The following is a 25,568-nucleotide window of genomic DNA, read 5'->3' as shown; positions in this document are numbered from 1 at the left end:
GGGGCGTTTTACAAGAAAACTTCATAAAACACCGGATAAATACGTGAACAAACACTACATATTCACTCCTATCATAGCTGAATCTTCTGCCGATCAACGATTTCATCTATTTCATCTATTTGAACAGCGCTTGGCAGCGTCAACATTTCAAAACGGGGAGTCAGCATGCGTGTGGTCATTCTTGGAAGCGGTGTGATCGGCGTCACCAGCGCCTGGTATCTGGCCCGCGCCGGCCACGAAGTCACCGTGCTGGACCGCCAGCCCGGCCCCGCGCTAGAAACCTCGTTCGGCAACGCCGGCCAGATCTCCCCGGGCTATGCTTCCCCTTGGGCCGCCCCTGGCATTCCGTTGAAGGCCATCAAGTGGATGTTCCAGGAGCACGCCCCGCTGGCCATCCGCCTCGACGGCAGCTTCAACCAGTTGCGCTGGATGTGGCAGATGCTGCGCAACTGCAACGCCGCCAGCTACGCCGTCAACAAGGAACGCATGGTGCGCCTGGCCGAATACAGCCGCGACTGCCTGCGCGACCTGCGCGCCGACGTCGGCATTGCCTATGAAGGCCGCCAGCAAGGCACCCTGCAACTGTTCCGCAGCCAGGAGCAGCTGGAAGGCGCGGCCAAGGATATCGCCGTGCTCAAGGAAGCCGGCGTTCCCTTCGAACTGCTGAGCCCGGACCAGTTGGGCAATGCCGAACCGGCGCTGGCCAAGGTGCGCGACAAGCTCACCGGCGGCCTGCGTCTGCCCAATGACGAGACCGGCGATTGCCAGCTCTTCACCACCCGCCTGGCGACGATGGCAGAACAGATCGGCGTGAAGTTCCGCTACGGCGTGGACATCGATGCGCTGGCCATGGCTGGCGGCAAGATCGCTGGCGTGGTGTGCGGCAAGGAACTGGTGCAGGCGGACAGCTATGTGGTGGCGCTGGGATCGTACTCGCCGCAACTGCTGGGCGAAGTGCCGGGCCTGCCGGCCATCCCGGTGTATCCGCTCAAGGGCTACTCGATCACCGTCCCCATCACCGACGCCTCGGCGGCCCCGGTCTCGACCATCCTGGACGAAACCTACAAGATCGCCGTGACCCGCTTCGACGACCGCATCCGCGTAGGCGGCATGGCCGAGATCGTAGGCTACGACACCGCCTTGAAGGCCAAGCGCCGCGCCACGCTGGAGATGGTGGTCAACGACCTCTTCCCGGGCGCTGGCAACACCGCCCAGGCCAGCTTCTGGACCGGCCTGCGCCCGATGACCCCGGACGGCACCCCGGTGGTCGGCGCCACGCCAGTCTCCAATCTCTACATCAACACCGGCCACGGCACCCTGGGCTGGACCATGTCCTGCGGCTCGGGGCAATTGCTGGCCGACCTGATCTCGGGTCGTCGTCCGGCCATTGCCCACGAAGACCTGTCGGTGGAGCGCTACCTCTCCGGCGGCGGTCGCGCACAGACCCCACGCCTGGCCGGGGCATGAGGATGGAATAGTGTCTTCTGCATCCCTCGCAGAATGCTTGGCCGGAGTGCAGTTCTCCGGCCTTTTTTATGGCAGCGACCGTCTATTCTGCGTCGGACATCCAGAGCGGTAACCTAGACTTCTTGCCCCAAGACGTCACGAAATACCGTGAGGTCGAAGAGTGCGGACATTGCACCTCCTGTCCACTTGGCAAGATTTTGTCCGGAATTTGCCATTTTTTCGGACAAGACCGAGCTTGCTCAACCTTTCTCTGCTGCCTGCCGGTGCGCGGCAAGCATGCAGCGAGCACACTGATCATCGATCGGGTTGCCCTGGTGCAGCCTGCGCCGCCGGATGGGCCGATGGCATGTGGCCGGTCATCTTGCGAAACATCGTCGAAAAGGCCGCGGGCCGCTCATAGCCCAGGTCATAGGCGATGGCGGTAACGGGCTGGCCCAGCGCCAGGCGCGAGATGGCGTACATGACGCAGGCGCGCAGACGCCACTGCTGGAAGCCCATGCCGGTCTGGGCCAGGAAGCGGCGGCTGAAGGTCCGTTCGCTGATATGCAGCTGGAGCGCCCACTGGGCCGGTCCCGAACGGATCGATGGCGCGGCCAGGAAGCGGTGGCACAGCTCGCCCAGCCGGGGCTCAGGCGGCAATGGGACATGGGCCGGGATTTCCTCGGCGCGGCCGATTTCATCGAGCAGCAGGCGGATCAGGTTTTCTTCCCGGCTGTGGAGGACGTAATGGGGGTCCATGCGGGTGGCTTCGATGAGCAGCTCGCGCAGCAGCGGGCGCACCTCCAGCACCTGGCAGGAAGACGCCACGCGTGGCGCATGGTCAGGCTCGATGAAAGCGCTGCAGGTGGTGACGGCTTGCAGCATGCGGCTCTGGTGCTCGCGCCCGGAAGGAATCCACACCGCATGCTGGGGCGGCACCACCCAGGCGCCATCAGCAGTGATCACCTGCATCAGTCCGCTCAGGCCATACAACAGCTGCGCGCGCCGATGGCTGTGCCAGGGCTGCACTGCACCGTGCCGGTAGTGCGCACCGGCTGCTACCACCGGGCGCGGAATGCCATCCACCTGATCGATGGGCAGGACGGCAGGGCGGGCGGGATGGGCGGCGGGCGTGGTCATCGGCTGCGGTTCAAGAGATGGCGGAAATTCGAATATTATTGTCCCAGCATCGAAAGTCAGTCAAACCCGGCCTGGACTACTGTTCTGTCTTTCCATTGCTCTTCCTACCGCCATGCCCCCTTCCCTTCTTGCCGGCATCCTCGTGGCCCTGATCTGGGGCATCCAGCCCGTCATTTCCCGTTACGGCTTCCAGCACGGCCTGACGCCCCAGGACGCCACCCTGGTGCGCTATCTCACCAGCGGCCTGCTGATGCTGCCCTATGTCTGGCGGCGCGGACTGGCCAATGCCTGCGGCCTGGGCTGGCCGCGCGCGCTGGTGCTGTTCCTGCTCTCGGGCCCCTTGTTCAGCCTGGTGCTGGTGGGCGGAGTGAACTACGCGCCGGCCTCGCACGGCGCGCTGATCCATCCGGCGCTCACGCCGCTGTTCGGGATGGCGATCAGCCGCTTCGTGTTCCGCCGCGATGAGCGCTTTTCGCTGTGGGGGACATTGCTGCTGGTGGGCGGCCTGCTGGTGGTGGGGTTGCATGGCGCGATGGCCGGCGGCTCGCTCACGCCAGAGGGCGCCTGGCGCGGCGACCTGCTGTTCGTGCTGTCAGCCTTCATGTGGGCCTGGTATCTGGTGCTCAACAAGACCTGGGGCCTGCCGCCGCTGGATGCGGTCGCCATGACCCAGGTGCTCTCGCTGGGCTGGGTGCTGGCGGCGCTTCCCTGGCAAGGGGCGGAGACCTTTTCCAAGCCCTGGGCGGCGCTGGCGCTGCAGTCGCTCTATCACGGCGTGCTGGTCAGCATTGTCAGCGTGGCGCTGTTCAACTGGGTGGTGGCGCGTCTGGGCGTGAAGGCGATGATGCTCAATGCGCTCTCGCCGCTGTTTGGCGTGCTGGCTTCGGCCTGGGCGCTGCAGGAGCCGCTGCCGCCGTCCATGCTGGCTGGCGCGGCGGCCATCATGGCGGGCCTGGCGCTGTCGCTGCGCCGGCCCGGCGGGAGCCGCTGCGGCGCTCAGCGCGCGCGACGAAAAGTCAGGTTGTAGCGGCAGGCTCCGGTGAGCGGATGCTCTGCCTGCCGCACCGTATCGACGCCATGGAAAGCCAGCCGCGCCGGTCCGCCCCAGACCACCACGTCACCACTTTCCAGGCGCATGCATTGCGCCTTGTCGCTGCGCTCCATGCCGCCAAACAGGAAGGTGGCCGGCAGACCCAGCGACACCGAGACAATGGGCTGGGTCATGTCGATTTCATTGCGGTCCTGGTGCAGCGACATCTTGGCGCCGGGTTCATAGCGGTTGACCAGGCAGGCGTCCGGCACGAACGCCGCAAAGCCGGCCGCCTCTGCGGCGCGTCCGGCCAAGGCCAGGAAAGACGCTGGCATGAGCGGCCAGTCGCGCTCGCTCAAGGGGTCCAGCGACTGGTAGCGATAGCCGCGCCGGTCCGTCACCCAGCCGTACTGCCCGCAATTGCTCATGGCCACCGACATGCGAAAACCGCCCGGCGTCTGCATGTGCCGCAGGGGCGACTGCGCCAGCACGGTCGCGATGTCCTGCATCAGTTGCGCGGCCTCGCTGGCATCGACAAAGGCGCGCAGCAAGAGCGCGCCCTCGGTGATGCGTTCCACCGCGGGCGTGCGTTCCAGGCCAGCGAACAGATCGCCAGTCACGACCGCCCCGCCGTGCGCGGCGGCGGCGCATCGATGAAGCGGCTGACCTCGTCCAGCGTGGGGGCGATGAACCGCAGCGGACGCGCCAGGCTGCCCACCAGCGAGGCGTGGGAGGTATTGTCGAAATAGGTCTCCACCACCGGCACCCCGTGCTGGCGCAGCAAGGCGGCCAGGCCACCGGTGTTGCGGGTGGCCGAGACCAGCTTGTCCTGGTGCGAGGCGATCAGCAGTGCTGGCGGCGCGCTGGCCTGGACGTGGCGCACCGGCTGCGAATCGGGGGGCGAGTCGGGGAAGTGGAATACCGGTTTCACGTCCGGGTTTTCGATGGGCAGGAAGTCATAGGGGCCGGCCAGGCCTATCCAGCCGCGCAGTTGCGCCGGCGTCGCGCCAGCGGCGTCCAGCCAGCGCGCATCCAGCGCCATCATGGCGGCGTTGTAGGCGCCAGCGCTATGGCCCATGACGAAGACCCGCTGCGGATCGCCGCCCAGCGCCTGCAGCGAGCGCAAGGTCCAGGCCACGGCCTGGGCGCTGTCCTGGAGGAAATCGGGATAGCTGACTTCGGGATAGAGGCGGTAGTCCGGCAGCACGGCGATGACCCCGCGGGAGGCCAAGGCTTCACCGACGAAGGCATAGTCCTTGCGGCTGCCCTGGTTCCAGCTGCCGCCATAGAAGAACACCACCACCGGCCGCCCCTGCGGCGGTGTGCTGGCCGTGTCGGCGGGGCGATAGACATCCAACTGCTGGCGTGCATTGTCGCTGCCGGCATAGGGCACGCCTTCGGTCTTGAGGTAGGTCGAGGCGGGCGTAACGGCATTGATGGCCGTCAGCGGCGAACAGGCGATGAGGCTGCCCAGCAGCGCGGTAGCGCCAGCCAGGATGAGTGCGGCCTTGCCAGGAACAGGCATGCGCGGCTCCGGTAATGAGGGAACAGCTATTGTAGCCGCGCCTGCGCGCCGCTTCAGGCGCCCTCCCGGTTTGCTGCTTCGCGCGCCAGCAGCGCGGCCTTGCGCTGTATGCCCCAGCGGTAGCCGGAGGGCGAGCCATCCAGGCGCACGATGCGGTGACAGGGGATGAGCACGGCGATCTCGTTGTTGGCGCAGGCATTGGCCACGGCCCGCACGGCCGCCGGTTGCCCCAGGCGCGCGGCCAGTTCGGAATAGGTCAAGGTCACGCCTGACGGAATGCTGCGCAAGGCTTGCCAGACCCGCTGCTGGAACGCCGTACCCCGCACGTCCAGCGGCAGCGCCGCGCCTTGCCGGGGGTCTTCCAGCGCCGCCAGCACCTGCGCCAGCATGCGTTCGAAGTCGGCGTCGCCGGGCGCCAGGTCGGCCTGCGGAAAACGGTCCTGCAACTGACGTACCAGCACATCGGCGTCCTCGCCCAGCGTGACGGCGCAGATGCCCTGCCCCGTCGCGGCCACCAGCAAGGCCCCCAGCCAGCACTGCGCCACTGCGAAGCGGATGCGCTCGCCGCTGCCGCCGCGCCGGTAGGCGCTCGGTTTCATGCCTAATTGGGCGTCGCTGTGGGCATAGAAGCGCCCGCTGGAATTGAAACCGGCCTCGTAGAGCGCCTCGGTCACGCTGCTGCCCTGGCCAAGCTGGGCGCGCAGGCGCTGGCCGCGATGGGCATCGGCATAGGCCTTGGGGGTGACGCCGGTATGGGCCTTGAAGATCCGATGGAAGTGATAGCGGCTCAGGCCCACCGCCTCGGCCAGGGCGGCGGTGTCCGGTGCGGTCTCGGCGGCTTCGATCAGGCGGCAGGCCTGCGCCACGGCCTCGGCCTGGCGCTGCACCAGCGGCGGCAGGTCGGGCCGACAGCGCTGGCAGGGCCGAAATCCGGCCGCCTCGGCCGCAGCGCAGCTGGCGTGGAAGGCGACGTTCTTGCGCAAGGGCGTGCGCGCCCCGCAGGAAGGCCTGCAATAGACGCCGGTGGTCTTCACCGAATACCAGAACTGGCCGTCAGCAGACTGGTCGCGCTGCTGTACGGCGCGCCAGCGGGCAATATCGATGGACTCGGTGGGTTCGTTGGTAAGCTCAGGCAGTGTCGGCATGATGCGCTCAAGGCGATGGCAATGTCCGGATTCTAGGCCGCACAGCAAGCGGACACACTCCGCCGCTTGCTTTCGAATCCGCTGCGCCCGCCTACTGCGAGAAGCGGATGCGCTGGCGCGACTTGACCGGCTGCATCACGTGTTCCAGCGGCAGTTCATGCGACTGCTTGACCTTCTTGAGGGTGATGTTGGATTTGACATTGGTCACGCCCGGCAGGCGCAGCAGGCGCGTCATCATGAATTCGGAAAACGCCGCCAGGTCGGGGGCGACGATGCGCAGGATATAATCGCCCTCTCCCGTGACCGAAAAGCACTCGGTCACCTCGGGCATGGTCTCCACGGCCTTCTCGAAGAGCTCGCCGCGGGTCTCGCCTTGGCGATCCAGCGTCACGGTGGTGAAGGCCGTCACACCCAGGCCGACCACGGCCGGGTCCAGCACGGCGGTGTAGCGTTCGATGACGTGGGCTTCTTCCAGGCGCTGCACGCGACGGCTGATCTGCGAGGTCGACAAGTGGACCTTCTGGCCCAGGGCGCTATTGGTGATATGGCCGTCGCGCTGCAGCTCGGTCAGCAGCGCGAGGTCATAGCGGTCCACATTGATGATGCTCATTTATCTCTCCAATTTACCTATTTAAGAATTATTTGTGCATATTACCTAGTTTATCGCGCAAAAAAACAATCACATATTGCGCTTTTTACGCAATAAACTCCTCGCATAGGCCGCATTTGCCGGCCGCACCTGATACGAGGAGACACAGATGGGCCACACCGAGACCAATTTCGCCCCCGCCGCCAGCGGCGACCTGTTCGACAATCCCATGGGCACCGACGGTTTCGAATTCGTCGAATACACTGCCGCCGACCCTGCCGCCATCGCCGGTGTGCTGGAACTGATGGGCTTTACCGCCGTGGCGCGGCACCGCTCCAAGAACGTCACCCTGTACCGTCAAGGCCAGGTCAACTTCATCCTCAACGGCGAACCCGGCAGCAATGCCGCCGCCTTCGCCCAGGTGCATGGCGCCTCGGTGAACGCCATGGCCTTCCGGGTCAAGGATGCCGCCCAGGTCTACAAGCGTGCGCTGGAACTGGGCGCGGAAGGCGTCGAGGCCAAGCTGGGGCCGATGGAACTGAATATTCCCGCCATTCGCGGCATCGGTGGTTCGCTGCTGTACCTGGTGGACCGCTATGGCGAGAATGGCTCCATCTATGACGTGGACTTCCAGTTCTTCCCCGGCGTGGAGCGCAATCCCAAGGGCGTGGGCCTCACCTATATCGATCACCTGACCCACAACGTCATGCGCGGCGCGATGGATACCTGGTCTTCCTTCTACACCCGCCTGTTCAATTTCCGCGAGATCAAGTATTTCGACATCGAAGGCAAGGTCACCGGCCTGCGCTCGCGCGCCATGACCAGCCCGTGCGGCAAGATCCGCATTCCCATCAACGAGAGCGCCGACGACAAATCGCAGATCGAGGAATTCATCAAGCAGTACAACGGTGAAGGCATCCAGCACATCGCCCTGGGCACCGACGACATCTACCAGACCGTGCGCGCCCTGCGCGAGCGTGGGGTGCCGCTGCAGGACACCATCTCCACCTATTACGACCTGGTCGAACGCCGCATCCCCGGCCATGGTGAAGACCTGGACGCCCTGCGTGAACTGAAGATCCTGATCGATGGCGCGCCCACGGCCGGCCAGGGCCTGCTGCTGCAGATCTTTACCCAGAACCTGATCGGCCCGGTGTTCTACGAGATCATCCAGCGCAAGGGTAATGACGGCTTCGGCGAGGGCAATTTCAAGGCGCTCTTCGAATCCATCGAACTGGACCAGATGCGCCGTGGCGTGATCTGAATCTCCTGACCACGCTACCCACCCGGCCAGGAAAGGCGGAGCCCGCATCAAGGCGGCTCCGCCTTTTTCATTTTGCGGCTCAAGCTTTGCCCCAGGCTGCCGTAAAACATGCAGGCAATCCCATCTCACTAGCGCCTCGTCAGGGGCTGGAGTCCGCATGTACGTCGATCAGACAAGGCAAGACGCTGTCCCGCAAGCCGCAGGCACCGACACACTGGATCACGATCCGGCCGAACTGATCGCGCAACTGAGCCATCGCATCCTGATCCTGCAACAGCAGGCGCAGTCGCTGGCGCGCTTCCCCGCCAACAAGGATGGCAAGCAGCAGCGTCAGTTGCTGCAGCAGCAGATCCGCAATCTCTACCAGCAATTGTTCGTGCTGGAACAACAGCAGGCGCAGCAACGCAGGCGCAGCGACAACTATCTCAGCATGGCGTTATCGATGGCCGCCCACGCCGCGCACCATCACGCTCATGGCGTGGCGCTGGCGCCGTCGGCTTGAGCCAGTTCAATGGCTGAGATCAGGAAGCGGAGGATCGCGGTAGGCCTTATCGATCAAGATGTTCGCTTTCTTCAGGGCATCCTCTGCGGTCTGCCGCTGCCCGCGAATGCATTTATTTTTGCAAAGCAAGCGGACAATATTCCCTACCTTGATCACGGAATGATCGCCCCCCGCCAGAGCACCTAGCGAAACGCCGAAATCGGCGTCAGCTTCTTGTCGCGCGGAATATTGAACTTGGTCTTGGGACCAAACCACTTGGTCCACAGGGCGTCGATTTCCCCGTCCTTTTCCAGCGCGGCCAGCGCCGCATTGACGGCGTCACGCAGCCGGTGTTCGCCCTTCTTCACGCCCAGCGCGGTCGGCTCCCAGGACAGCGCCCCCTCGACGAACTTGAAGCGCCCGGCCGATTCGTTGACGAAACGGATGCCCGAAGGCATGGAAATGGCCAGACCGTCCGCCCGGCCCTGGGCCAGCGCCAGGAAAGCCTGCGGCGTATCGGCAAAGGTCTGCAGCATGGCCTTGGGCAGTACACGGCGCACTGCCTGTTCCGGAGTTGAGCTGCGATTGGCGCTGATGCGCTTGTCGGCCAGGTCCGAGATCAGGTTCAGGCCGGAGTCGGATTGCACGATCAGCTTGATCGGATTCTGGTAATGCGAGGCAGTGAAGTCGATCTGGCGGGCACGCTCGCGCGTATAGCCTAGGGCCGCCGAGACCAGATCGACCTGCCCCCCGATGAGGGCCGGCAAGCGCCCTTCCACCGTCACGCTCTTCTGCTCCATCTGCACGCCCAGCCTGCGCGCCACGGCGGCGCACATGTCCACGTCGAAACCGACCACCTGGCGACTCTGCGGATCAGGAAAACCGAGCGGCTCGTTATTGGCCAGCGTCGCGCAGACCAGCGTACCGCGGGCCTGGATATCGGCCAGGCGATCGGCCTGGGCCAGGCCAGGGAAAAGCGCGGCACAGGCCACCAGGAGGCTGCCCTTGCCCATGCGTTTGATGTGCTGCGAAATCTTTTTCATGCGCTTTTTCATGCTTTTCCTCGTCGAGTGGCGAGGATAGCCTGAAACAATCCTTACTGTCACGAATGGCCAGGGTGAACAACAAATCAGCATCCAGGAAAAAGCCGCCCGGTTTGCACCGGACGGCTTCTCGGAAATACGCTCTCTGTAACGGCCAGGCAGCTCGTCAGGCCACCCTGCGCGCGCGACGCCGACGCCACAAGACCAGCATCAGCAGCGCCACCAGCAAGCCCGCCAGCGCCATCCCGGTGCGGGCCAGCCACAACAGCGGCGACGCCTCGCCACCGCCACGCAATGCGGAGACCCGCTTTGCCGTGACACTGGCCTTGCTGCCGCCGATGTCCTGCAACAGGTAGTTGGTGACCGCAGCCACCTGCTCATCGTTGAGCGTATGGGCAAAGCCGATCATGCCCTGTCCATGCTCGGGCAACACCCCTTCCAGGATGGCCATGACCACATTGTCACCATTGGGCTGGTGCAACACCGGGTGCCCCTGCAGCGGCGGCAGGCCATTCAGGCCCTGGCCGGCGGTGTTGTGGCAGGACGCGCAATTGTTCATGTAGACGCGCGCGCCCAGGCTCAGCGCGGCCAGCGCCTGCGGCGTGTCATCCCCCTGCACCGGCGTGAGGCCGACGGGCGGCTTGGCGACGACTGGTGCTGCGGTGGCGGCTGTCGGCGGCAACAGGTAGCTGGCCATCGCGTCCAGGTCTTCACGGCGCAGGCGCGAGAAACTCATCTCGATGGCTTCCAGCATCGGGCCGGCCGCCGTCGCACCGTTGGCGGCGTGGCCGCTGGCCAGGTAGTCGGCCAGCATCTCGCGCGTCCATGCCGGCTTGGCCTGCAAGGCGGCGGGCGTGATGTCCGGCGCATACCAGGTACCCAGCGAGCCGCCTTGCAGGCGGCGCTCCAGTTGCTCGGCCATCAGGAAGTTGCGCGGCGTGTGGCAGGTACTGCAATGGGCCAGGCCCTGCACCAGGTACGCACCGCGATTCCACTGCGCCGACTGCGAGGGATCGGGCTCAAACGGTTTCTTGTCCAGGAACAGCCAGTTCCACGCCTTCATCGACAGACGGATGTTGAACGGGAACGGCAAGTCCGTCGCCGGCGCCGCCTGGTCCACGGCGGCTACGCCCTGCATGAAATAGGTGTAGAGCGCCGTGACATCCTCGTCATTCAAGCGCGCATAGGCCGTATAGGGCATGGCCGGATAGAGCTGGCTGCCATCGGCGCGTACGCCCTGGCGCAGGGCGGCGGCGAACTGGTCGCGGGTGTAGCTGCCGATGCCTGCGGTCTTGGAGGGCGTGATGTTGGTGCTGTAGATCGTCCCCAAGGGACTGCTGATCGGATGGCCGCCGCTGAAAGGCGCACGCCCTTTCTGGCTGTGGCAGGCGGCGCAGTCACCGGCAATGGCCAGGTACTCGCCGCGCTTGATCAGTTGTCCCTCATCGGCCGCATGAGCCAGATGGGACATGCCCCCCACACCCAGCAGGGCAACAATGGCCAGCAGGCGCTTGAACGGCTTACGCATGACGGCTCTCCTCGATGATCTTGTCGGCCGTGCGCAAGGCCAGCGCCATGGCAGTCAGGGTGACGTTGCAGGTGCCCACGGTGGGCATGACGCCGGTGCCGACCATGAAGAGGTTCTCGTGGTCATGCGCGCGCCCCCAGGCGTCGGTGACGCTGGTGGCCGGGTCCAGGCCCATGGAAAGCGTGCCGGTGATGTGCTGGCGATTGGAGAACGCCCCGCTCTTGCTGTGCTTGATGTTGGTCGCGCCCAGCTTGGCGGCGATGGCGTCGTAGCAGGCGCGGGTCTTTTCGGTTCCCTTGACGACGTAGTCGTCCACGTTCCAGTATAGGGCCGGCACGGGCAGGCCGAGTTCATCCTTCTTCTCGCCCAGGGTGACGCGGTTGTTACGGTCCGGCAGTTGTTCCAGCGCGTTCTTGATGCTCAGGCGACGCGCCGCGCGGAACAGGATCTGCTCTTCCAGGCGCTTGCCGAAATAGCCCTCGGCCACCACTTCCTTGGTCACGGACGCGACCTGGGAGGCATTGGAGATATCGATGCGGAACGGCGCATGTTCGGCGCGGAAGTCGCCGTCGCGGAACTGACCGATCGAACAGGGGCTGACCGGGCCACGACCGGGCCAGATTTCTTCATCCACATCGAAGGTCACGCCGATGGCCGGGTGGTCGCACAGATTGCGGCCGACGTTGTCGCGCGCATTGGCAATGCCCTGCGGGAACCTGTCGCTGGTCGACATGAGCAGCAGCTTGGGGGTTTCGATGGCGTTGGCCGCCAGCACGAAGGTCTGCGCCGTGATGCGATGGCTGACCTTGTTCCAGTCATAGTAGTGAGCGGCGGCGATGCGGCCCTTCTCATCATGCTCGAGGCGATAGACCACCGCCTCGGTGATGACCTTCACGCCGCTGTCTTCGGCCTGCTGGGCCGCCAGTCCACCGTGGTATTGCGCATCGATGGGACACAGCGGCATGCAGTTGTTGTTGCCGCAGCAGGCCGGGCGGCCATCATAGTTGCGGCTGTTGCGACCGGTGCTGTCGTCCAGCACCGTGAACTCCGGCGCCAGGCGAGCCGTGACGCGTTGCTGCAGCCAGGAGGCCGGCACCCGCTCCATGGGGAAGGGATGCTTGCGCGGCGAACCACTCTCGGGCGAACCGCCGACGCCGGCGATGACCTCGGCCTGGTAGTAGTAATCCTCCAGGTCGTCATAGCTGATGGGCCAGTCACGGCCCACGCCATAGAGGCTGTGCTGGCGGAAGTCGTTGGGCACGTAGCGCCACAATTGCGCCGCCCAGTGCCAGCTGGTGCCGCCGAACATGCGGATGTACTGGGCATTGAAGGCGTGCGGCCCCTTCTGCTGCAGGTAGCCGTTGGGCTCGGGGGTATAGCGCGGATGCGGCGCCAGCGGCGAATACGGATACGGCGCCATGAAGTCGGACTTGAAGGCCGAACTGCGGAAGCGCTCTACCAGTTGATCACGGCCCATGCGGGGACCGGATTCCAGCAACAGCACCGACTTCCCGGTCTTGGCCAGGCGCGTGGCCAGCAAGGCGCCGGTCACGCCGGCGCCGATCACCACCACATCGGCGGAATTGAGATTACTCATGGATGTCGCTCTCGCAAATCAGGGCTGGCGCGACCAGCTGCCACAGGGGCCATAGGAAAAACTGGGCGGCACCAGCTTGCCGCTCACCAGGGTGTTGGAGAGCGTATTGAGGTAGGTGACATACTGGGCCTGCTTGCCCTTGCCCACCACGCCCTCGTACCAGGCGCCCAGGATCACCCGGGCCAGCTTTTCGCTGTCGCCATGCTCGGCGGGAAAGGACAGGCGCTCGGCCTGCAGCAGCGCCGGCTGGGCTTGCAGCAGCCCTTTGAGGGCTGGCAGGCGACTGGCCAGGTCTTTCTCGGTCTTGCCCAGGGCCAGCAGCAAGGCCGCGCCCAGCCTGGGGCTCAGATCCTTGCGTTCAGTCAGTTGTCGGGAAACCTGAATGAAATCATCCAGCGGGGCCGTCGTCGCATTGTTTTGCGCGGTGACCAGTCTTGGCAGGGCCCCGAACAGGCCGGCGGCGCCGGCGCCCGTCATCAGGCCCACCACTTTGAGTACCCGGCGGCGTGAGGTGTGCGTCATTATGTCTTCCTCGAAAAATGGCCCGCAGGCACGCAGAACGTGCCGCGCCGTCGCGCCGGGACCAGGATGGGCGGCCATTCTACGCACTTTCTTGCTGCTCTGCAGCAGAGCCTGCTCCGCCGCGTTTGTGCTATCTGAAAACACCACGGCCCGGTCATTTTCATGACCGGGCCGTGGTGCAGGACTTGCGTACGGAAGACTCAGCCGCGCTCAGCCGTGGCCGAGGTAAGCCTTGCGCACGTCGCTGTTGGCCAGCAGGTTGGCTCCCGTATCGGACATGACCACATGCCCGTTTTCCAGCACATAGCCGCGGTCGGCCACACCCAGCGCCTTGTTGGCGTTCTGCTCGACCAGGAACACCGTCACGCCGCTCTCGCGGATGGTGCGGATGATCTCGAAGATCTGGGCAATCACCAGCGGGGCCAGGCCCAATGTGGGCTCATCCAGCAGCAACAGACGCGGCTTGCTCATCAAGGCGCGACCGATGGCCAGCATCTGCTGCTCGCCGCCGGACATGGTGCCGGCGCGCTGGGCCGCCCGCTCCTTCAGGCGCGGGAACAGGCCGAAGACATACTCGATGCCCTGCTCGATGGCCTCATTGCTGGCAAAGAAGGCGCCCATCTTGAGGTTTTCCAGCACGGTCAGGCTGGGAAAGACGCGCCGGCCTTCCGGCGAAATCGCCAGACCGCGGCGCATGATCTCGTGGGTCTGCAACTGGGTAATATCCTGGCCCTCGAAGATCACCCGACCGCTGGAGGCGCGCGGACGACCGCACAGCGTCATCAGCAGCGTGGTCTTGCCCGCGCCATTGGCGCCGATGAGCGTGACGATCTCGCCCTTCTCCACATTCAGCGATACGCCGTGCAGGGCCTCGATGGCGCCATAGTGGGTATGCACCTTGTCAAACTGCAGCATCATTCTTCTCCCAGGTAAGCCTTGATCACACGCTCGTCACTGCGCACCTGTTCCGGTGTACCGGTGACGATGGGCTTGCCATGCTCCATGACCAGGATGCGGTCGGAGATGCCCATGATGAGGCTCATGTCGTGTTCGATCAGCAGCACGGCCACGCCGTGTTCGCGGCGCAGGCGGTCGATCAGTTGCGACAGCTCCTGCTTTTCCTGCGGATTCAGGCCGGCCGCCGGTTCATCCAGCAGCAGCAGGCGCGGCTTGGTGATCATGCAGCGGGCGATTTCCACACGCCGTTGCAGGCCATACGACAAGGTGCCAGCCTCGCGGTTGGCCAGCGCCGTCAGGCCCAGCTGGTCCAGCCAGTAGGCGGCGCGCTGCAGCGCTTCTTGCTCGGACTTGCGATAGGCCGGCGTCTTCAACAGCCCCGACAGCAGGTTGGTGTTGACTTGCTGATGTTGCGCCACCAGCAGGTTTTCCACCACGGTCATGGACTTGAACAGGCGGATGTTCTGGAAGGTGCGCACCAGGCCCTGCTGCGCCACCTGGTGGCTGGGCTGGCGGGCAATGGAGGCGCCATCGAGCGTGATCTCGCCCGAGGTCGGCCGGTAGAAGCCGCTGATGCAGTTGAAGACGGTGGTCTTGCCGGCGCCGTTGGGGCCGATGATGGCGAAGACTTCGCGCTCCTGCACTGCCAGGGAGACGCCATCCACGGCCAAGAGGCCGCCAAAGCGCATCGACAGGTTCGACACTTCCAACATGGTTTTCACGGATGCATTCATTGCGGCAGCTCCACGTGCGGACGGGTTGCGGGGAGCAGTCCTTGCGGACGCCACATCATCATCAGCACCATCACCAGACCGAAGATGAGCATGCGGTACTCGGCAAAGCTGCGCGCCAGTTCCGGCAGCACGGTCAGGAGGATGGCGGCCAGGATCACGCCCAGCTGCGAGCCCATGCCGCCCAGCACGACGATGGCCAGGATCAGGGCGGACTCGATGAAGGTAAAGGATTCCGGCGTCACCAGACCCTGGCGGGCGGCGAAGAAGGAACCGGCCAGGCCGGCAAAGGCGGCGCCCAGCGTAAAGGCGGAGAGCTTGACCTTGGTCGGGTTGATGCCCAGCGAGCGGCAGGCGATCTCGTCTTCGCGCAGCGCTTCCCAGGCACGCCCCATGGGCATACGCAGCAGGCGGCTGGTGACGAAGTAGGTGAACAGCACCATCAGCAAGGCCAGGAAGTACAGGAAGATCACCATGTGACCGCCCTGGTAGGACAGGCCGAACAGCTGATGGAAGGTGGTGCCGCCCTCGGTCACGGGATTGCGCGCCATCACCAGGCCGAACACGGTCGGCTTGGGAATGCCGGACACGCCATCGGGACCGCCGGTGATGCTGGTCATGTTGTTGAGCAGCAGGCGGATGATTTCACCGAAGCCCAGCGTGACGATGGCCAGGTAGTCGCCGCGCAGGCGCAGCACCGGGAAGCCCAGCAGGAAGCCGAACAGCGCCGAGGCCGCCGCCGCCAGCGGCACGCATTCCCAGAACGTCAGGCCGAAGTACTGGTTGCACAGCGCATAGGTATAGGCGCCCACGGCGTAGAAGCCCACATAGCCCAGGTCCAGCAGGCCGGCAAAGCCCACCACGATGTTCAGCCCCAGGCCCAGCACCACGTAGATCAGCGCCAGGGTCATCACGTCCACGTAGCCGCGCGAACCGAAGAAGGGCCACACCAGCGCGGCCATCAGCAGGATCATCACGGCTGCGCGCTGCTGGCGCGGCTGCATGCGCGGCAGCGCCGGCAGCTTGATCCCGGCGGTCGAACGCGACAGCGTCGGCTTGACCAGCTGGAACAGGAACACGGCCAGCACCGCCACCAGCACCGGGGTCCAGTGGGTATTGAGCACCACCCGGTAACCTTCCAGCTGCAACTGCATGCCCAGCAGCGGGATGGTCAATACGGCGGTCACCAGGGCCGCCGTCACGGCATTCTTGAAAGTCTCAGGCATCACGCCTCCTTGAATAAATCGTTGTCCGTCTTGCGTCGCAGTGCCGCCACGCTCAGACCTTTTCCACGTCCGGCTTGCCCAGCAAGCCCGTGGGACGGAACAGCAGGATCAGCACCAGGAGGCCAAAGGACACCACGTCCTTGTACTCCGAGGGCAGGTAGCCTGCGGCGAAGGTCTCGGCCAGGCCCAGCAGCACACCACCCAGCATGGCGCCGGGAATGCTGCCGATCCCGCCCAGCACCGCCGCCGTGAAGGCCTTGATGCCGGCGATGAAGCCGATATAGGGATTGAGCTTGCCGATGGTCAGGGCGATGAGCACGCCGCCGACGGCTGCCAGCATCGCGCCCAGGACGAAGGTGAAGGAAATCACCTTGTTGGTATCGATGCCCAAGAGGTTGGCCATGCCCATGTCTTCGGCGCAGGCGCGGCAGGCGCGGCCCATGCGCGAGCGTGCGATGAACAGCGTCAAGGCCACCATCAGCACCAGCGTCACGCCGACGATGACCATGCGCGAGTAGGGAATGGTGACGGTGAAGTCGCTGCCCATCTGGAATTCCAGCGCGCCCGAGATCAGCACCGGCACCGACATGTCGCGTGCGCCCTGGCCGATCTGCACATAGTTCTGCAGGAAGATGGACATGCCGATGGCCGAGATCAGCGGCACCAGGCGTGGACCGCCGCGCAGCGGGCGATAGGCTACGCGCTCGACGGTCCAGCCGTACAGGCCCGTGACCAGCACCGAAACGATCAGCGCGCCGCCCAGGAGCAGCGGCAAGGGATAGCCGGACTGCACGCCGATGGCCGTCAGGGTCACCAGGCCTACGTAGGAGGCGATCATGTAGATCTCGCCGTGGGCGAAGTTGATCATGCCGATGATGCCGTAGACCATGGTGTAGCCGATGGCGATCAGGGCATAGATCGCGCCCAGCGAGAGCCCGTTGACGAGCTGCTGGGTCAGTTGAGGGAGCAATTCATTCATGAGGGGGTACCAGATGTGGAAATGCCCCATCCGGACTGCAATGGGGCATTTCGTGGTTGACGTCAGGTCAGACGGTCATGCCAACGATTCGGTGCGAATCACTTGGCCTCGGTCTTGGTGGCGTCCTTGTGCCAGGTGAAGACGACGAACTTGAACGACTTCAGGTCGCCCTTCTTGTCGTATTCGACGTTGCCGATCGGGGTCTTGAAGCTGTTGGCGTGGATGTAGGCGGCAACCTTTTCCGGATCGGTGGACTTGGCGCCAGCGATGGCGTCGGCGATGATCTTCACGCCCGAGTAGGCCGGCATCTGGAACGGACCATTGGGATCGCGCTTGGCGGCAGCGAAGGCCTTGACCAGCGCAGCATTGGCCGGATCGGCGGCGAAGTCGGCCGGCAGGGTCACCAGCATGCCTTCGGAGGCCGGGCCGGCGATGGCGGTGATGTCCTTGTTGCCCACGCCTTCCGGACCCATGAACACGGCCTTGATGCCTTGCTCACGCGCCTGGCGCATGATCAGGCCCATTTCCGGGTGGTAGCCGCCGAAGTAGACGAAGTCCACGCCCTGCGACTTCAACTTGGTGACGATGGCCGAGTAGTCGCTGTCGCCGGCATTGATGCCTTCGAACACCACCACCGGCACCTTGGCTGCATCCAGCGCCGCCTTCACCGAGCTGGCCACGCCCTGGCCGTAGGACTGCTTGTCGTGCAGCACGGCAACCTTCTTGGGCTTGAGCTTCTCGATGACGTAGCGGGCAGCGGCCGGACCTTGCTGGTCATCACGGCCGATGGTGCGGAAGATGAACTTGTGCGGCTTGGCTTCGGTCAGTTGCGGAGCGGTGGCCGAGGGGGTGATCATCACCACGCCTTCGTTCTCATAGATGTCGGAGGCTGGGATGGTCGAGCCGGAGCAGACGTGACCGATCACGTACTTGATGCCTTGGCTCACGATCTTGTTGGCCACGGCCACGGCTTGCTTGGGTTCGCAGGCGTCGTCCATCATCACGGCTTCGAACTTGTTGCCGTTGGCGCCGCCAGCGGCGTTGATCTGTTCGATGGCGGTCAGGGCGCCGGCCTTGACCATGTCGCCGTACTGGGCGACAGCGCCGGTCATCGGGCCAGCGATCGCGATCTTGACGGTCTCGGCATGCGCCACGCCAGCAAAGGCGGCGAAGGTGGCGGCGGCCAGGGCGATCTTGGTCAGACGGCTTGCGAATTTCATCGTGTTTTCCTCCAGGCTGTATTCGATTCAAGGAGCGCCGCAACCCGACGGAGGGCCGGCGCGCGTTGGGTCCCGGTTCTCTGGCCCCGATTTTTTTCGGGCCCGGCCGGGACATGGGGGCAGAGTGTAACACCACCGTCATAGAGGACAACTTTTTTTTGAGAATTCCACCTCCCACGTCATTTTTACGCTGTCAAATTCGATTTCCCGCACATTTCATGCCGGTTTTCTCGATTTTTGAAAAATCACCCTGACTTTGCACTGCAACATGTCGGGTTTCAGCGAAATCCCCGCAAAGCCTCTACCGGCCTGGCTTTGCGCCGGATCAGCCAGTTCCGGTGGCAAGCCTGGCCTGGCCCCATTTACAATAGCCGCCTGTCATCGTCCTGCCTCAAGGGGCGATGGCGCTCCTGCAACACGAGACCTGCTTCATGCCTTTGTTCCCACTGACCGCTCTCCGCTCCCTCCTGCCCGCCGCCCTGGCCGCGGTCGCCATGGCGCTGTGCCTGGCCGCCCCGCTGCCGGCCCGCGCCGCCGAGGTCAAACAGTACCAGTATCATCAGGTCTTCATCAGCACCTGCCGCGCCGATCCGCGCACCGACACCATCCGCATGTTCTGGAAGGATGCCAACGGCGTGCCGCTGGCCAATTTCCTGCGGCTGGACGCCCACCTGCGCAGCCAGGGCCAGGACATGATCTGCGCCACCAATGCCGGCATCTACGACAAGCAGTTGCAGCCGCTGGGGCTGTACGTGGAAAACGGCGTGCAACTGCGCAAGCTCAACACCCGCCAGAACGCCTACGGCAATTTCTACCTGCAACCCAATGGCGTGTTCGTGCTGGGGGATCGCCAGGCCTACATCGTGGCGACCTCGGACTATGCCGCCGAGGGCAGCCTGTGGAACACGGTGGCGCGCTATGCTACCCAGTCCGGTCCGCTGATGCTGGTGGAGGGCAAGATCAATACCCGCTTCGATCCGGAGTCGGTCAACATGGTGGTGCGCAACGCGGTCTGCCTGGATCGTACCGGCGTGGTCACGCTGGCCATTGCGCGCAACCCCATCAGTTTCTTCGACTTTGCCACCTTCCTGCGCGACGAGCTCAAGTGCAGTGATGCGCTCTATCTGGACGGCAGCATCTCGCGCATGTATCCCACTCTGGAAGCCAACATGGGGCCGGCCTTTGGCGCCATGATCGCCGTAGTCAAGGCACACGGCGGCAAGTAGGAACGGCCGCGCGCGAGCGATGGACGAAAAAAAGCCCGCAGCAAAGAACTGCGGGCAAGTTCCCTATCAAGAGGGAGGTTGAAGGAACAGTTCAACCACCTGTAGGAGTAAAGCCCCGCAAAAAAAGTTCGTAAAGTTTTTGCATGCTTTTCCCCCTGCGTTTTCACGCTCGCCAGGCTAGAGCTTGTCGCCATTCGGCGACGCCGCACCACCAAAAGAAAACGCCGCGACAGGGAGCTGTCGCGGCGCATGCAGTGCTGTTCCCACTGCGGGTGATAGGGTCGGCTGTTGCCGTTCTTGTGGGTGACGGGTAGCTTATTTCTTCTCGCCGCCGGCGGTGTCACCGCTGGCCGGAGCCGGAGTGGTCGGCGTCGGAGTGGCCGGGGTGGCGGTCGAACCCGAATCAGCCGGGGCCGGAGTAGCCGGTGCGGCAGGGGTTGCCGGTGCTGCCGGCGTGGTCGCCGAGTCAGCCGGAGCGCTGGCCGGCGGGTTGGCCGCAGGCGTGGCGGGCGCCTCGTCGCGCTTGTTGCAGCCGGCGAGGACGGCGGTGAATACGGCGGCAGCCAAGAGGGTGTGGCGAATCTGCATGTTTTGCCTCCAAAGGTTGTTGATCGGATTTGCCGAAAATCATGGGGTTGCCGAAATTCGACACTGCTCAAGTCGGATTATTCCCGCTTTGCTGATCCCGCACTGTCAGAAAATGGCGCATCTTGATGTCAGCCATCGCAGGCAATCTGACACAAAAGACAAGGATTTCAGCCGCAAAAACCCGTATCATCGCCAGCTATGATGACCCTCCCCGCCCTTTCCTCTCTCTTTCCCCGCCTGCTGTGCGGCCTGCTGGCCAGCCTGGCCCTGGCGCAGGCGGCCCATGCCGACATCACCCCTGTTTCAGCAGCGCAATGCGCGCGCATGAAGAGCAGCAAGGTCATCACTGCCGGCAATCCGGTTCCCTGCCAGCGGCTGGCCACGGTGAGCTTCGACTACAACGACAGCGAGGGCGCAGTCCGGCGCGGCGCGGTGGTGGTGCTGGACGCCATCGCCCCGGAGGTGGAGGCGCTGTTCGGTGAGTTGCTGCTGCGCTCCTTCCCGCTGGCTGGCGCCCAGCCGATGGAAGCCTTCGAGGGCGACGACCAGCGCTCCATGGCCGCCAACAACACCTCGGCCTTCAACGGTCGGCCCATGACCGGGGGCGGCGGCTGGTCCAAGCACGCCTATGGCGCGGCCATCGACATCAACCCGCTGCAGAACCCCTACGTCAGCCAGGCCGGCAGTCCCACCCAGGAAGTCCTGCCGCCAGCCGGGGCCGCCCACCTTGAACGCAGTCCGGTCAGCAGCGGCATGGCCGAGGAAGTGATCAGCGTGTTCCATGACCACGGTTTCCTGGTCTGGGGCGGCCACTGGAAGCAACCCATCGACTATCAACACTTCGAGATCGGCAGCCGCGCCTTCATCCAGCGTCTGGCCAGCCTGCCGCGCGCGCAGGCGCGCGCCGAGTTCGGGCGCTATGTCACGGCCTACCGGCAATGCGCCCACAGTGGAGCGAGCACAACCGGCGGTGATGAGGACGAGGACAGCCCCGAAGACACTACCCTGCGCGACCAATGCGCCGCCAGACTGAAGAAGTAGCCGGCAGCCAACACTGGTAAAGATAGGCAAGTCTGGGTTAATGGTAGGGGCAGCGACAAGGCCGCCACCTATACTCCCCTGGCAGTCACGAGTCTGGGCCACCGGCCCGGGGGGCCCACACTTTACCGAGGAGATGGTCATGTCCATCAACAACGTCACTTCCACCTATCACAGCAACGCCTACACCAACCTGCCCACGCCGGCCAAGAAGCCCGCGGTCAGCTTCACCGACGTGCTCAACTCCGCCGGCCAGCCCGCCGTGGGCAGCAATGGCGTAGTCAACTATGGTGTGCCGGCGAGCCTGAACACCACCAGCGCCTGAGCGATCCGGCGCAAAGGCAAGAAAGCCCGGTCACGTTGTTGCGTGGCCGGGCTTTTTCATGCTCGCTTTCCTGCGTTTATTGCGGCGCATTGGCCTCATTGAGCGCATTGACGATATCGGCGCGCTTGAGTTCAGGCGCGAACTGCTGGATGAAATCGAAGGCATAGCCACGCAGGTAAGCGCCGCGCCGCACCGCCAACCGGGCGATGTTGGCCTTGAACAGATGCGCGGCATTGATGGCCACCATTTCCTGGTGCTTGCCCTGGTCCACCGCCATTGAGGCCACCACGCCCACGCCCATGCCCAGCGAGACATATTGCTGGATCACGTCGGAATCCATGGCGGTGAGCACGATGTCGGGTTCGATACCGGCCTGGCGGAAGGCTTCATCGATATGGCCACGGCCGGTAAAGCCGACGTCATAGGTGATCAGCGGCCAGGTGCCCAGGTCTTCCAGCGTGACCTGCTCCAGCCCCAAGAGCGGATGCCCTTGCGGCACCACGATGACGTGGTTCCAGGTATAGCAGGGGAAGGACACCAGCTCCTTGAACTGCGACAGGCCTTCGGTGGCGATGCCGATATCGGCCTTGCCCGAAATGACCCATTCGGCGATGTGTTCCGGCGCGCTCTGCTGCAGGGCGATACGCACCTGCGGGAAGGCGTCGCGGAAGGCCTGCACCACGCGCGGCAGTACGTAGCGCGCCTGGGTGTGGGTGGTGGCAATGGAGAGCGTGCCGCTCTGCTCGCCGGCGTATTCCTTGCTGGCGCGGCGCAGGTTCTCGGCTTCCAGCAAGAGCCGCTCGACGATGCCCAGGATGCCCTTGCCCGGCTCGGTCAGGCCGGTCAGGCGCTTGCCGTTGCGCTCGAAGATCTCCACGCCCAGCTCTTCTTCCAGTTCGCGGATCTGGCGGCTCACGCCGGGTTGCGAGGTGAACAGCACATTGGCCACTTCGGTCAGGTTGAAGCCGCAGCGGGCGGCTTCGCGGATGGAACGCAGCTGCTGGAAATTCATCGTCCCTGCCCTCCTTCCTGTTGCGCAAAGACCTGCAGGCGGCGCGGACGCACCACCAGGGTTTCGCCATTCTTCAGACCCAATTGCGCAAAACGTTCGTTGGGGATGACCGCCTCGATCAGCTCGGCATTGTCATCGCGCTCCAGTTCCAGCTGCGCCAGCGGACCGATGGCGTGGGCGCGGCGCAATTGCACCACGATGCCCTCAGCGCCCGGTGAGTAGCGCTCCACATCCAGATCATGCGGACGCACGAAACCAACGCCGGCGGCATCGCGGATATCGTCGTGGCCGGGCGCCTCGAAGCGCGCGCCACCGGCATCGAGCACCCCTTCATGCAGACGACCATGGAACAAGTTCACATTGCCCAGGAAGCCGTAGACGAAAGGCGAAGCCGGATGGTTGTAGACCGCCTCGGGCGTGCCGATCTGTTCGACCTGCCCCTTGTTCATCAGCACTACTTGGTCGGCCACTTCCAGCGCTTCTTCCTGATCATGGGTAACGAAGATGCTGGTGACATGCAGCTCATCATGCAGGCGCCGCAGCCAGCGGCGCAGTTCCTTGCGCACCTTGGCGTCGAGGGCGCCGAAGGGTTCGTCCAGCAGCAGCACGCGCGGCTCCACCGCCAACGCGCGGGCCAGCGCGATACGCTGGCGCTGGCCGCCCGAGAGTTGCGGCGGATAGCGGTCGGCCAGCCAGTCCAGCTGCACCAGCTCCAGCAGGCGCTTGACCTTCTCGCGGATCACCGCTTCCGAAGGACGCTGGCTGCGCGGCTTCACGCGCAGGCCAAAGGCGATGTTCTCGAACACGGTCATGTGCTTGAACAAGGCATAGTGCTGGAACACGAAACCGACCTGGCGCTCGCGCACATGGCGCGCCGAGGCGTCTTCGCCATCGAGCAGCACCTGGCCGGAGTCGGGTGACTCCAGACCGGCGATGATGCGCAACAGTGTCGTCTTGCCACAGCCGGACGGCCCCAGCAAGGCCGTCAGTTCGCCCGCAGGGAAATTCAGGGACACGTCGTTGAGCGCGGTGAAGCTGCCAAAGCGCTTCTGGATATGATGGACTTCGATGCTCATGATGACTCCTTAGACTTGCTCGCTGGCGCTGTGCTGCTGATGCAGCCGCCACTCGATGACACTCTTGATGGCCAGTGTGACCAGGGCCAGGAAGGCCAGCAGCGAGGCCACGGCAAAGGCGCCGGTGATGTTGAATTCGTTGTAGAGGATCTCGACCTGCAAGGGGATGGTGTTGGTCTCGCCGCGAATGTGGCCGGAGACCACCGACACCGCCCCGAACTCGCCCATGGCGCGGGCATTGCACAGGATCACGCCATACAGCAGGCCCCACTTGATATTGGGCAGCGTGACGTGCCAGAAGGTGCGCCAGCCGGACGCGCCCAGCACCAGCGCAGCCTCTTCTTCTTCGCTGCCCTGCGACTGCATCAGCGGGATCAGCTCGCGCGCCACGAAGGGGAAGGTCACGAAGATGGTGGCCAGCACGATGCCCGGCACGGCGAAGAGGATCTTGATGTCATGCTCGCGCAGCCAGGGGCCGAGATACCCTTGCAGCCCGAACAGCAGCACATAGATCAGCCCGGAGATCACCGGCGAGACCGAGAACGGCAGGTCGATCAGGGTCAGCAGCAGGTTCTTGCCGCGGAACTCGAACTTGGCGATGGCCCAGGCGGCGGCCACGCCGAAGACCAGGTTCAGCGGCACGGCGATGGCGGCGGTGATGAGGGTCAGCTTGATGGCCGACCAGGCATCGGCCTCGGTGATGGAGGCCACATAGACATCCCAGCCCTTGCGCAGCGCTTCATAGAACACCGCCACCAGCGGCACGAACAGGAACAGCGTCAGGAACGCCAGCGCGATGCCAATCAGCAGCGCTCGCACCCAGAAGGGTTCGGCCGTGGCCGCCGGGGTCAGCGGCGGCTCGCCACGGGCGATCGCCTGGTGGGCCGCGGAAATGGGTGCAGCACTCATCTCAGATCCTTTCCGACTGGCCGCGCTTGCGGGTCCAGGCTTGCAACAGGTTGATGGTCAACAGCAGCACGAAGGACACCAGCAGCATCACCATCGCAATGGCCGTGGCGCCGGCATAGTCGTATTGCTCCAGCTTGGTCACGATGAACAGCGGCGTGATCTCGGACACCATCGGCATGTTGCCGGCGATGAAGACCACCGAGCCGTATTCGCCGGAAGCACGTGCAAACGCCAGCGCAAACCCGGTCAGCAGCGCCGGCAGGACTGTGGGGAAGATCACCCGGGTGAAGGTCTGCCAGCGGCTCGCGCCCAGGCTGGCAGCGGCTTCTTCGAGCTCGCGCTCGGCCTCTTCCAGCACCGGCTGCACGGTGCGCACCACGAAAGGCAGGCCGATGAAGGTCAGCGCCACCAGCACGCCCAGCGGCGTGAAAGCGACCTTGATGCCCAGCGGAGCGAGCAGCTTGCCCAGCCAGCCATTTTGTGAATAGAGGGTGGTCAGGGCGATGCCGGCCACGGCCGTAGGCAGGGCAAACGGCAGATCCACCAGCGCGTCGATGATGCGCTTGCCGGGAAAGCGATAGCGCACCAGCACCCAGGCCACGATGCCACCGAAGATCACGTTCAGGAAAGCGCCGATGAGCGATGCCCCGAAGCTCAAGCGATAGGACGCCATCACCCGGGGCGAGGTGACGGCCTCGATGAAGCCCTCCCAGGTCAACGTGAAGGTCTTCAGGAACAGCGCCGACAAGGGGATCAGGACGATCAGCGCCAGATAGAAGAGAGTGAAGCCCAGCGATAGCCGGAAACCCGGCAGGACGCGCCGGCCAGTCCCGCTGGAAGCGGCTGCCGGCGCGGCTCGGGGGGCGGCAAGGGAAACAGGGGATGCGGACATTGTCGTTCTCTTTTTATTACAAATGCGACTATAGGTGAGCGATATTCGCACCCGTTAGTTATAAAGAGAACGAAGTTTT

The 25,568-nt window shown here is 64.4% G+C and carries 26 protein-coding genes; 7 read left to right on the top strand and 19 right to left on the bottom strand.

What is annotated here, in order from left to right:
- The first annotated feature begins 165 nt into the window (after nt 1–165).
- Complete coding sequence (locus tag BGK68_RS14700) at nt 166–1,467, top strand: D-amino acid dehydrogenase (protein ID WP_075257720.1); 1,302 nt, start codon at nt 166–168, stop codon at nt 1,465–1,467.
- A 294-nt stretch (nt 1,468–1,761) separates the two neighbouring features.
- On the opposite strand, the gene BGK68_RS14695 is transcribed toward BGK68_RS14700, so the two are convergent.
- Nucleotides 1,762–2,586, bottom strand: a complete 825-nt coding sequence (locus BGK68_RS14695) for an AraC family transcriptional regulator (protein ID WP_075257719.1) — start codon at nt 2,584–2,586, stop codon at nt 1,762–1,764.
- A 112-nt stretch (nt 2,587–2,698) separates the two neighbouring features.
- Between BGK68_RS14695 and BGK68_RS14690 the strand changes: the two genes are divergently transcribed.
- Nucleotides 2,699–3,613, top strand: coding sequence for a DMT family transporter (locus tag BGK68_RS14690; protein WP_075257718.1), 915 nt, complete (start codon nt 2,699–2,701; stop codon nt 3,611–3,613).
- Here the strand turns inward: BGK68_RS14690 and alkB are convergent.
- The 4 genes from alkB to BGK68_RS14670 form a co-directional block, all read right to left on the bottom strand.
- Nucleotides 3,583–4,236, bottom strand: coding sequence for a DNA oxidative demethylase AlkB (gene alkB, locus BGK68_RS14685; RefSeq protein WP_075257717.1), 654 nt, complete (start codon nt 4,234–4,236; stop codon nt 3,583–3,585). The two genes, BGK68_RS14690 and alkB, sit on opposite strands and share 31 nt — an antisense overlap.
- The gene (locus BGK68_RS14680; RefSeq protein ID WP_075257716.1) at nt 4,233–5,141 is read right to left on the bottom strand and encodes an alpha/beta hydrolase; all 909 of its coding nucleotides are present in this window, start codon (nt 5,139–5,141) and stop codon (nt 4,233–4,235) included. Before BGK68_RS14680 ends, alkB begins: the two co-directional genes overlap by 4 nt.
- Before the next feature lie 53 nt (nt 5,142–5,194).
- Nucleotides 5,195–6,286 (bottom strand): bifunctional DNA-binding transcriptional regulator/O6-methylguanine-DNA methyltransferase Ada, encoded by a 1,092-nt coding sequence (ada, locus tag BGK68_RS14675; RefSeq protein WP_075257715.1) that lies wholly within the window; start codon nt 6,284–6,286, stop codon nt 5,195–5,197.
- A gap of 91 nt (nt 6,287–6,377) precedes the next feature.
- A complete protein-coding gene (locus BGK68_RS14670) occupies nt 6,378–6,896 on the bottom strand; it encodes an Lrp/AsnC family transcriptional regulator (protein WP_013233690.1) in 519 nt (172 codons plus the stop codon).
- Nucleotides 6,897–7,044: 148 nt separating this feature from the next.
- Here BGK68_RS14670 and hppD point away from each other — a divergent pair, with 148 nt between their 5' ends.
- On the top strand, nt 7,045–8,139 hold the full coding sequence (gene hppD / locus BGK68_RS14665; protein ID WP_075257714.1) for a 4-hydroxyphenylpyruvate dioxygenase: 1,095 nt from the start codon (nt 7,045–7,047) through the stop codon (nt 8,137–8,139).
- A gap of 157 nt (nt 8,140–8,296) precedes the next feature.
- A complete protein-coding gene (locus BGK68_RS14660) occupies nt 8,297–8,641 on the top strand; it encodes a FlxA-like family protein (protein WP_075257713.1) in 345 nt (114 codons plus the stop codon).
- A 182-nt stretch (nt 8,642–8,823) separates the two neighbouring features.
- Here the strand turns inward: BGK68_RS14660 and BGK68_RS14655 are convergent, their stop codons facing one another.
- The 9 genes from BGK68_RS14655 to BGK68_RS14615 all read right to left on the bottom strand — a co-directional run bounded on the left by BGK68_RS14655 (nt 8,824) and on the right by BGK68_RS14615 (nt 18,423).
- The gene (locus BGK68_RS14655) at nt 8,824–9,663 is read right to left on the bottom strand and encodes an ABC transporter substrate-binding protein (protein WP_075259839.1); all 840 of its coding nucleotides are present in this window, start codon (nt 9,661–9,663) and stop codon (nt 8,824–8,826) included.
- Between the two features lie 166 nt (nt 9,664–9,829).
- Nucleotides 9,830–11,191 carry a cytochrome c gene (locus BGK68_RS14650; protein ID WP_075257712.1) on the bottom strand — a complete coding sequence of 454 codons (1,362 nt, stop codon included), beginning with the start codon at nt 11,189–11,191 and terminating at the stop codon, nt 9,830–9,832.
- Nucleotides 11,184–12,788, bottom strand: a complete 1,605-nt coding sequence (locus BGK68_RS14645) for a GMC family oxidoreductase (protein ID WP_075257711.1) — start codon at nt 12,786–12,788, stop codon at nt 11,184–11,186. Before BGK68_RS14645 ends, BGK68_RS14650 begins: the two co-directional genes overlap by 8 nt.
- Before the next feature lie 18 nt (nt 12,789–12,806).
- The gene (locus BGK68_RS14640; protein ID WP_075257710.1) at nt 12,807–13,310 is read right to left on the bottom strand and encodes a sugar dehydrogenase complex small subunit; all 504 of its coding nucleotides are present in this window, start codon (nt 13,308–13,310) and stop codon (nt 12,807–12,809) included.
- A 210-nt stretch (nt 13,311–13,520) separates the two neighbouring features.
- A complete protein-coding gene (locus BGK68_RS14635; RefSeq protein WP_075257709.1) occupies nt 13,521–14,225 on the bottom strand; it encodes an ABC transporter ATP-binding protein in 705 nt (234 codons plus the stop codon).
- Entirely contained in the window at nt 14,225–15,001 is a 777-nt protein-coding gene (gene livG / locus BGK68_RS14630; RefSeq protein WP_069373627.1) for a high-affinity branched-chain amino acid ABC transporter ATP-binding protein LivG, read from the bottom strand. The genes BGK68_RS14635 and livG overlap by 1 nt, the downstream gene beginning before the upstream one ends.
- Entirely contained in the window at nt 14,998–16,224 is a 1,227-nt protein-coding gene (locus BGK68_RS14625; RefSeq protein WP_075257708.1) for a high-affinity branched-chain amino acid ABC transporter permease LivM, read from the bottom strand. Before BGK68_RS14625 ends, livG begins: the two co-directional genes overlap by 4 nt.
- Before the next feature lie 52 nt (nt 16,225–16,276).
- A complete protein-coding gene (livH, locus tag BGK68_RS14620; protein ID WP_013233676.1) occupies nt 16,277–17,203 on the bottom strand; it encodes a high-affinity branched-chain amino acid ABC transporter permease LivH in 927 nt (308 codons plus the stop codon).
- A gap of 98 nt (nt 17,204–17,301) precedes the next feature.
- Nucleotides 17,302–18,423, bottom strand: a complete 1,122-nt coding sequence (locus BGK68_RS14615) for a branched-chain amino acid ABC transporter substrate-binding protein (RefSeq protein ID WP_075257707.1) — start codon at nt 18,421–18,423, stop codon at nt 17,302–17,304.
- A gap of 431 nt (nt 18,424–18,854) precedes the next feature.
- On the opposite strand from BGK68_RS14615, the gene BGK68_RS14610 reads away from it, so the two are divergent.
- Nucleotides 18,855–19,649 carry a phosphodiester glycosidase family protein gene (locus BGK68_RS14610; RefSeq protein ID WP_075259838.1) on the top strand — a complete coding sequence of 265 codons (795 nt, stop codon included), beginning with the start codon at nt 18,855–18,857 and terminating at the stop codon, nt 19,647–19,649.
- Nucleotides 19,650–19,964: 315 nt separating this feature from the next.
- Here BGK68_RS14610 and BGK68_RS14605 read toward each other — a convergent pair whose 3' ends face one another.
- Nucleotides 19,965–20,237: a hypothetical protein gene (locus BGK68_RS14605; RefSeq protein WP_075257706.1), complete on the bottom strand. Its 273-nt coding sequence runs from the start codon at nt 20,235–20,237 to the stop codon at nt 19,965–19,967.
- Nucleotides 20,238–20,435: 198 nt separating this feature from the next.
- Here BGK68_RS14605 and BGK68_RS14600 point away from each other — a divergent pair, with 198 nt between their 5' ends.
- Both BGK68_RS14600 and BGK68_RS14595 read left to right on the top strand, forming a co-directional pair.
- Nucleotides 20,436–21,278 (top strand): M15 family metallopeptidase, encoded by an 843-nt coding sequence (locus tag BGK68_RS14600; RefSeq protein WP_075257705.1) that lies wholly within the window; start codon nt 20,436–20,438, stop codon nt 21,276–21,278.
- A 139-nt stretch (nt 21,279–21,417) separates the two neighbouring features.
- Nucleotides 21,418–21,600: a hypothetical protein gene (locus BGK68_RS14595; RefSeq protein WP_075257704.1), complete on the top strand. Its 183-nt coding sequence runs from the start codon at nt 21,418–21,420 to the stop codon at nt 21,598–21,600.
- Between the two features lie 76 nt (nt 21,601–21,676).
- Here the strand turns inward: BGK68_RS14595 and BGK68_RS14590 are convergent, their stop codons facing one another.
- From BGK68_RS14590 to cysT, 4 genes are read right to left on the bottom strand one after another with little or no spacing between them, the layout of a single operon-like run.
- On the bottom strand, nt 21,677–22,612 hold the full coding sequence (locus BGK68_RS14590; RefSeq protein WP_075257703.1) for a CysB family HTH-type transcriptional regulator: 936 nt from the start codon (nt 22,610–22,612) through the stop codon (nt 21,677–21,679).
- Entirely contained in the window at nt 22,609–23,688 is a 1,080-nt protein-coding gene (locus BGK68_RS14585) for a sulfate/molybdate ABC transporter ATP-binding protein (RefSeq protein WP_075257702.1), read from the bottom strand. The genes BGK68_RS14590 and BGK68_RS14585 overlap by 4 nt, the downstream gene beginning before the upstream one ends.
- A gap of 9 nt (nt 23,689–23,697) precedes the next feature.
- Complete coding sequence (gene cysW / locus BGK68_RS14580; RefSeq protein ID WP_013233669.1) at nt 23,698–24,597, bottom strand: sulfate ABC transporter permease subunit CysW; 900 nt, start codon at nt 24,595–24,597, stop codon at nt 23,698–23,700.
- A 1-nt stretch (nt 24,598) separates the two neighbouring features.
- Nucleotides 24,599–25,489: a sulfate ABC transporter permease subunit CysT gene (gene cysT / locus BGK68_RS14575; protein ID WP_075257701.1), complete on the bottom strand. Its 891-nt coding sequence runs from the start codon at nt 25,487–25,489 to the stop codon at nt 24,599–24,601.
- Nucleotides 25,490–25,568 lie beyond the last annotated feature (79 nt).

Source organism: Herbaspirillum camelliae, assembly GCF_001929405.1.
GTDB classification, from domain to species: Bacteria; Pseudomonadota; Gammaproteobacteria; order Burkholderiales; family Burkholderiaceae_D; genus Herbaspirillum; species Herbaspirillum seropedicae.
This window is presented reverse-complemented; position numbering and strand designations above follow the sequence as displayed.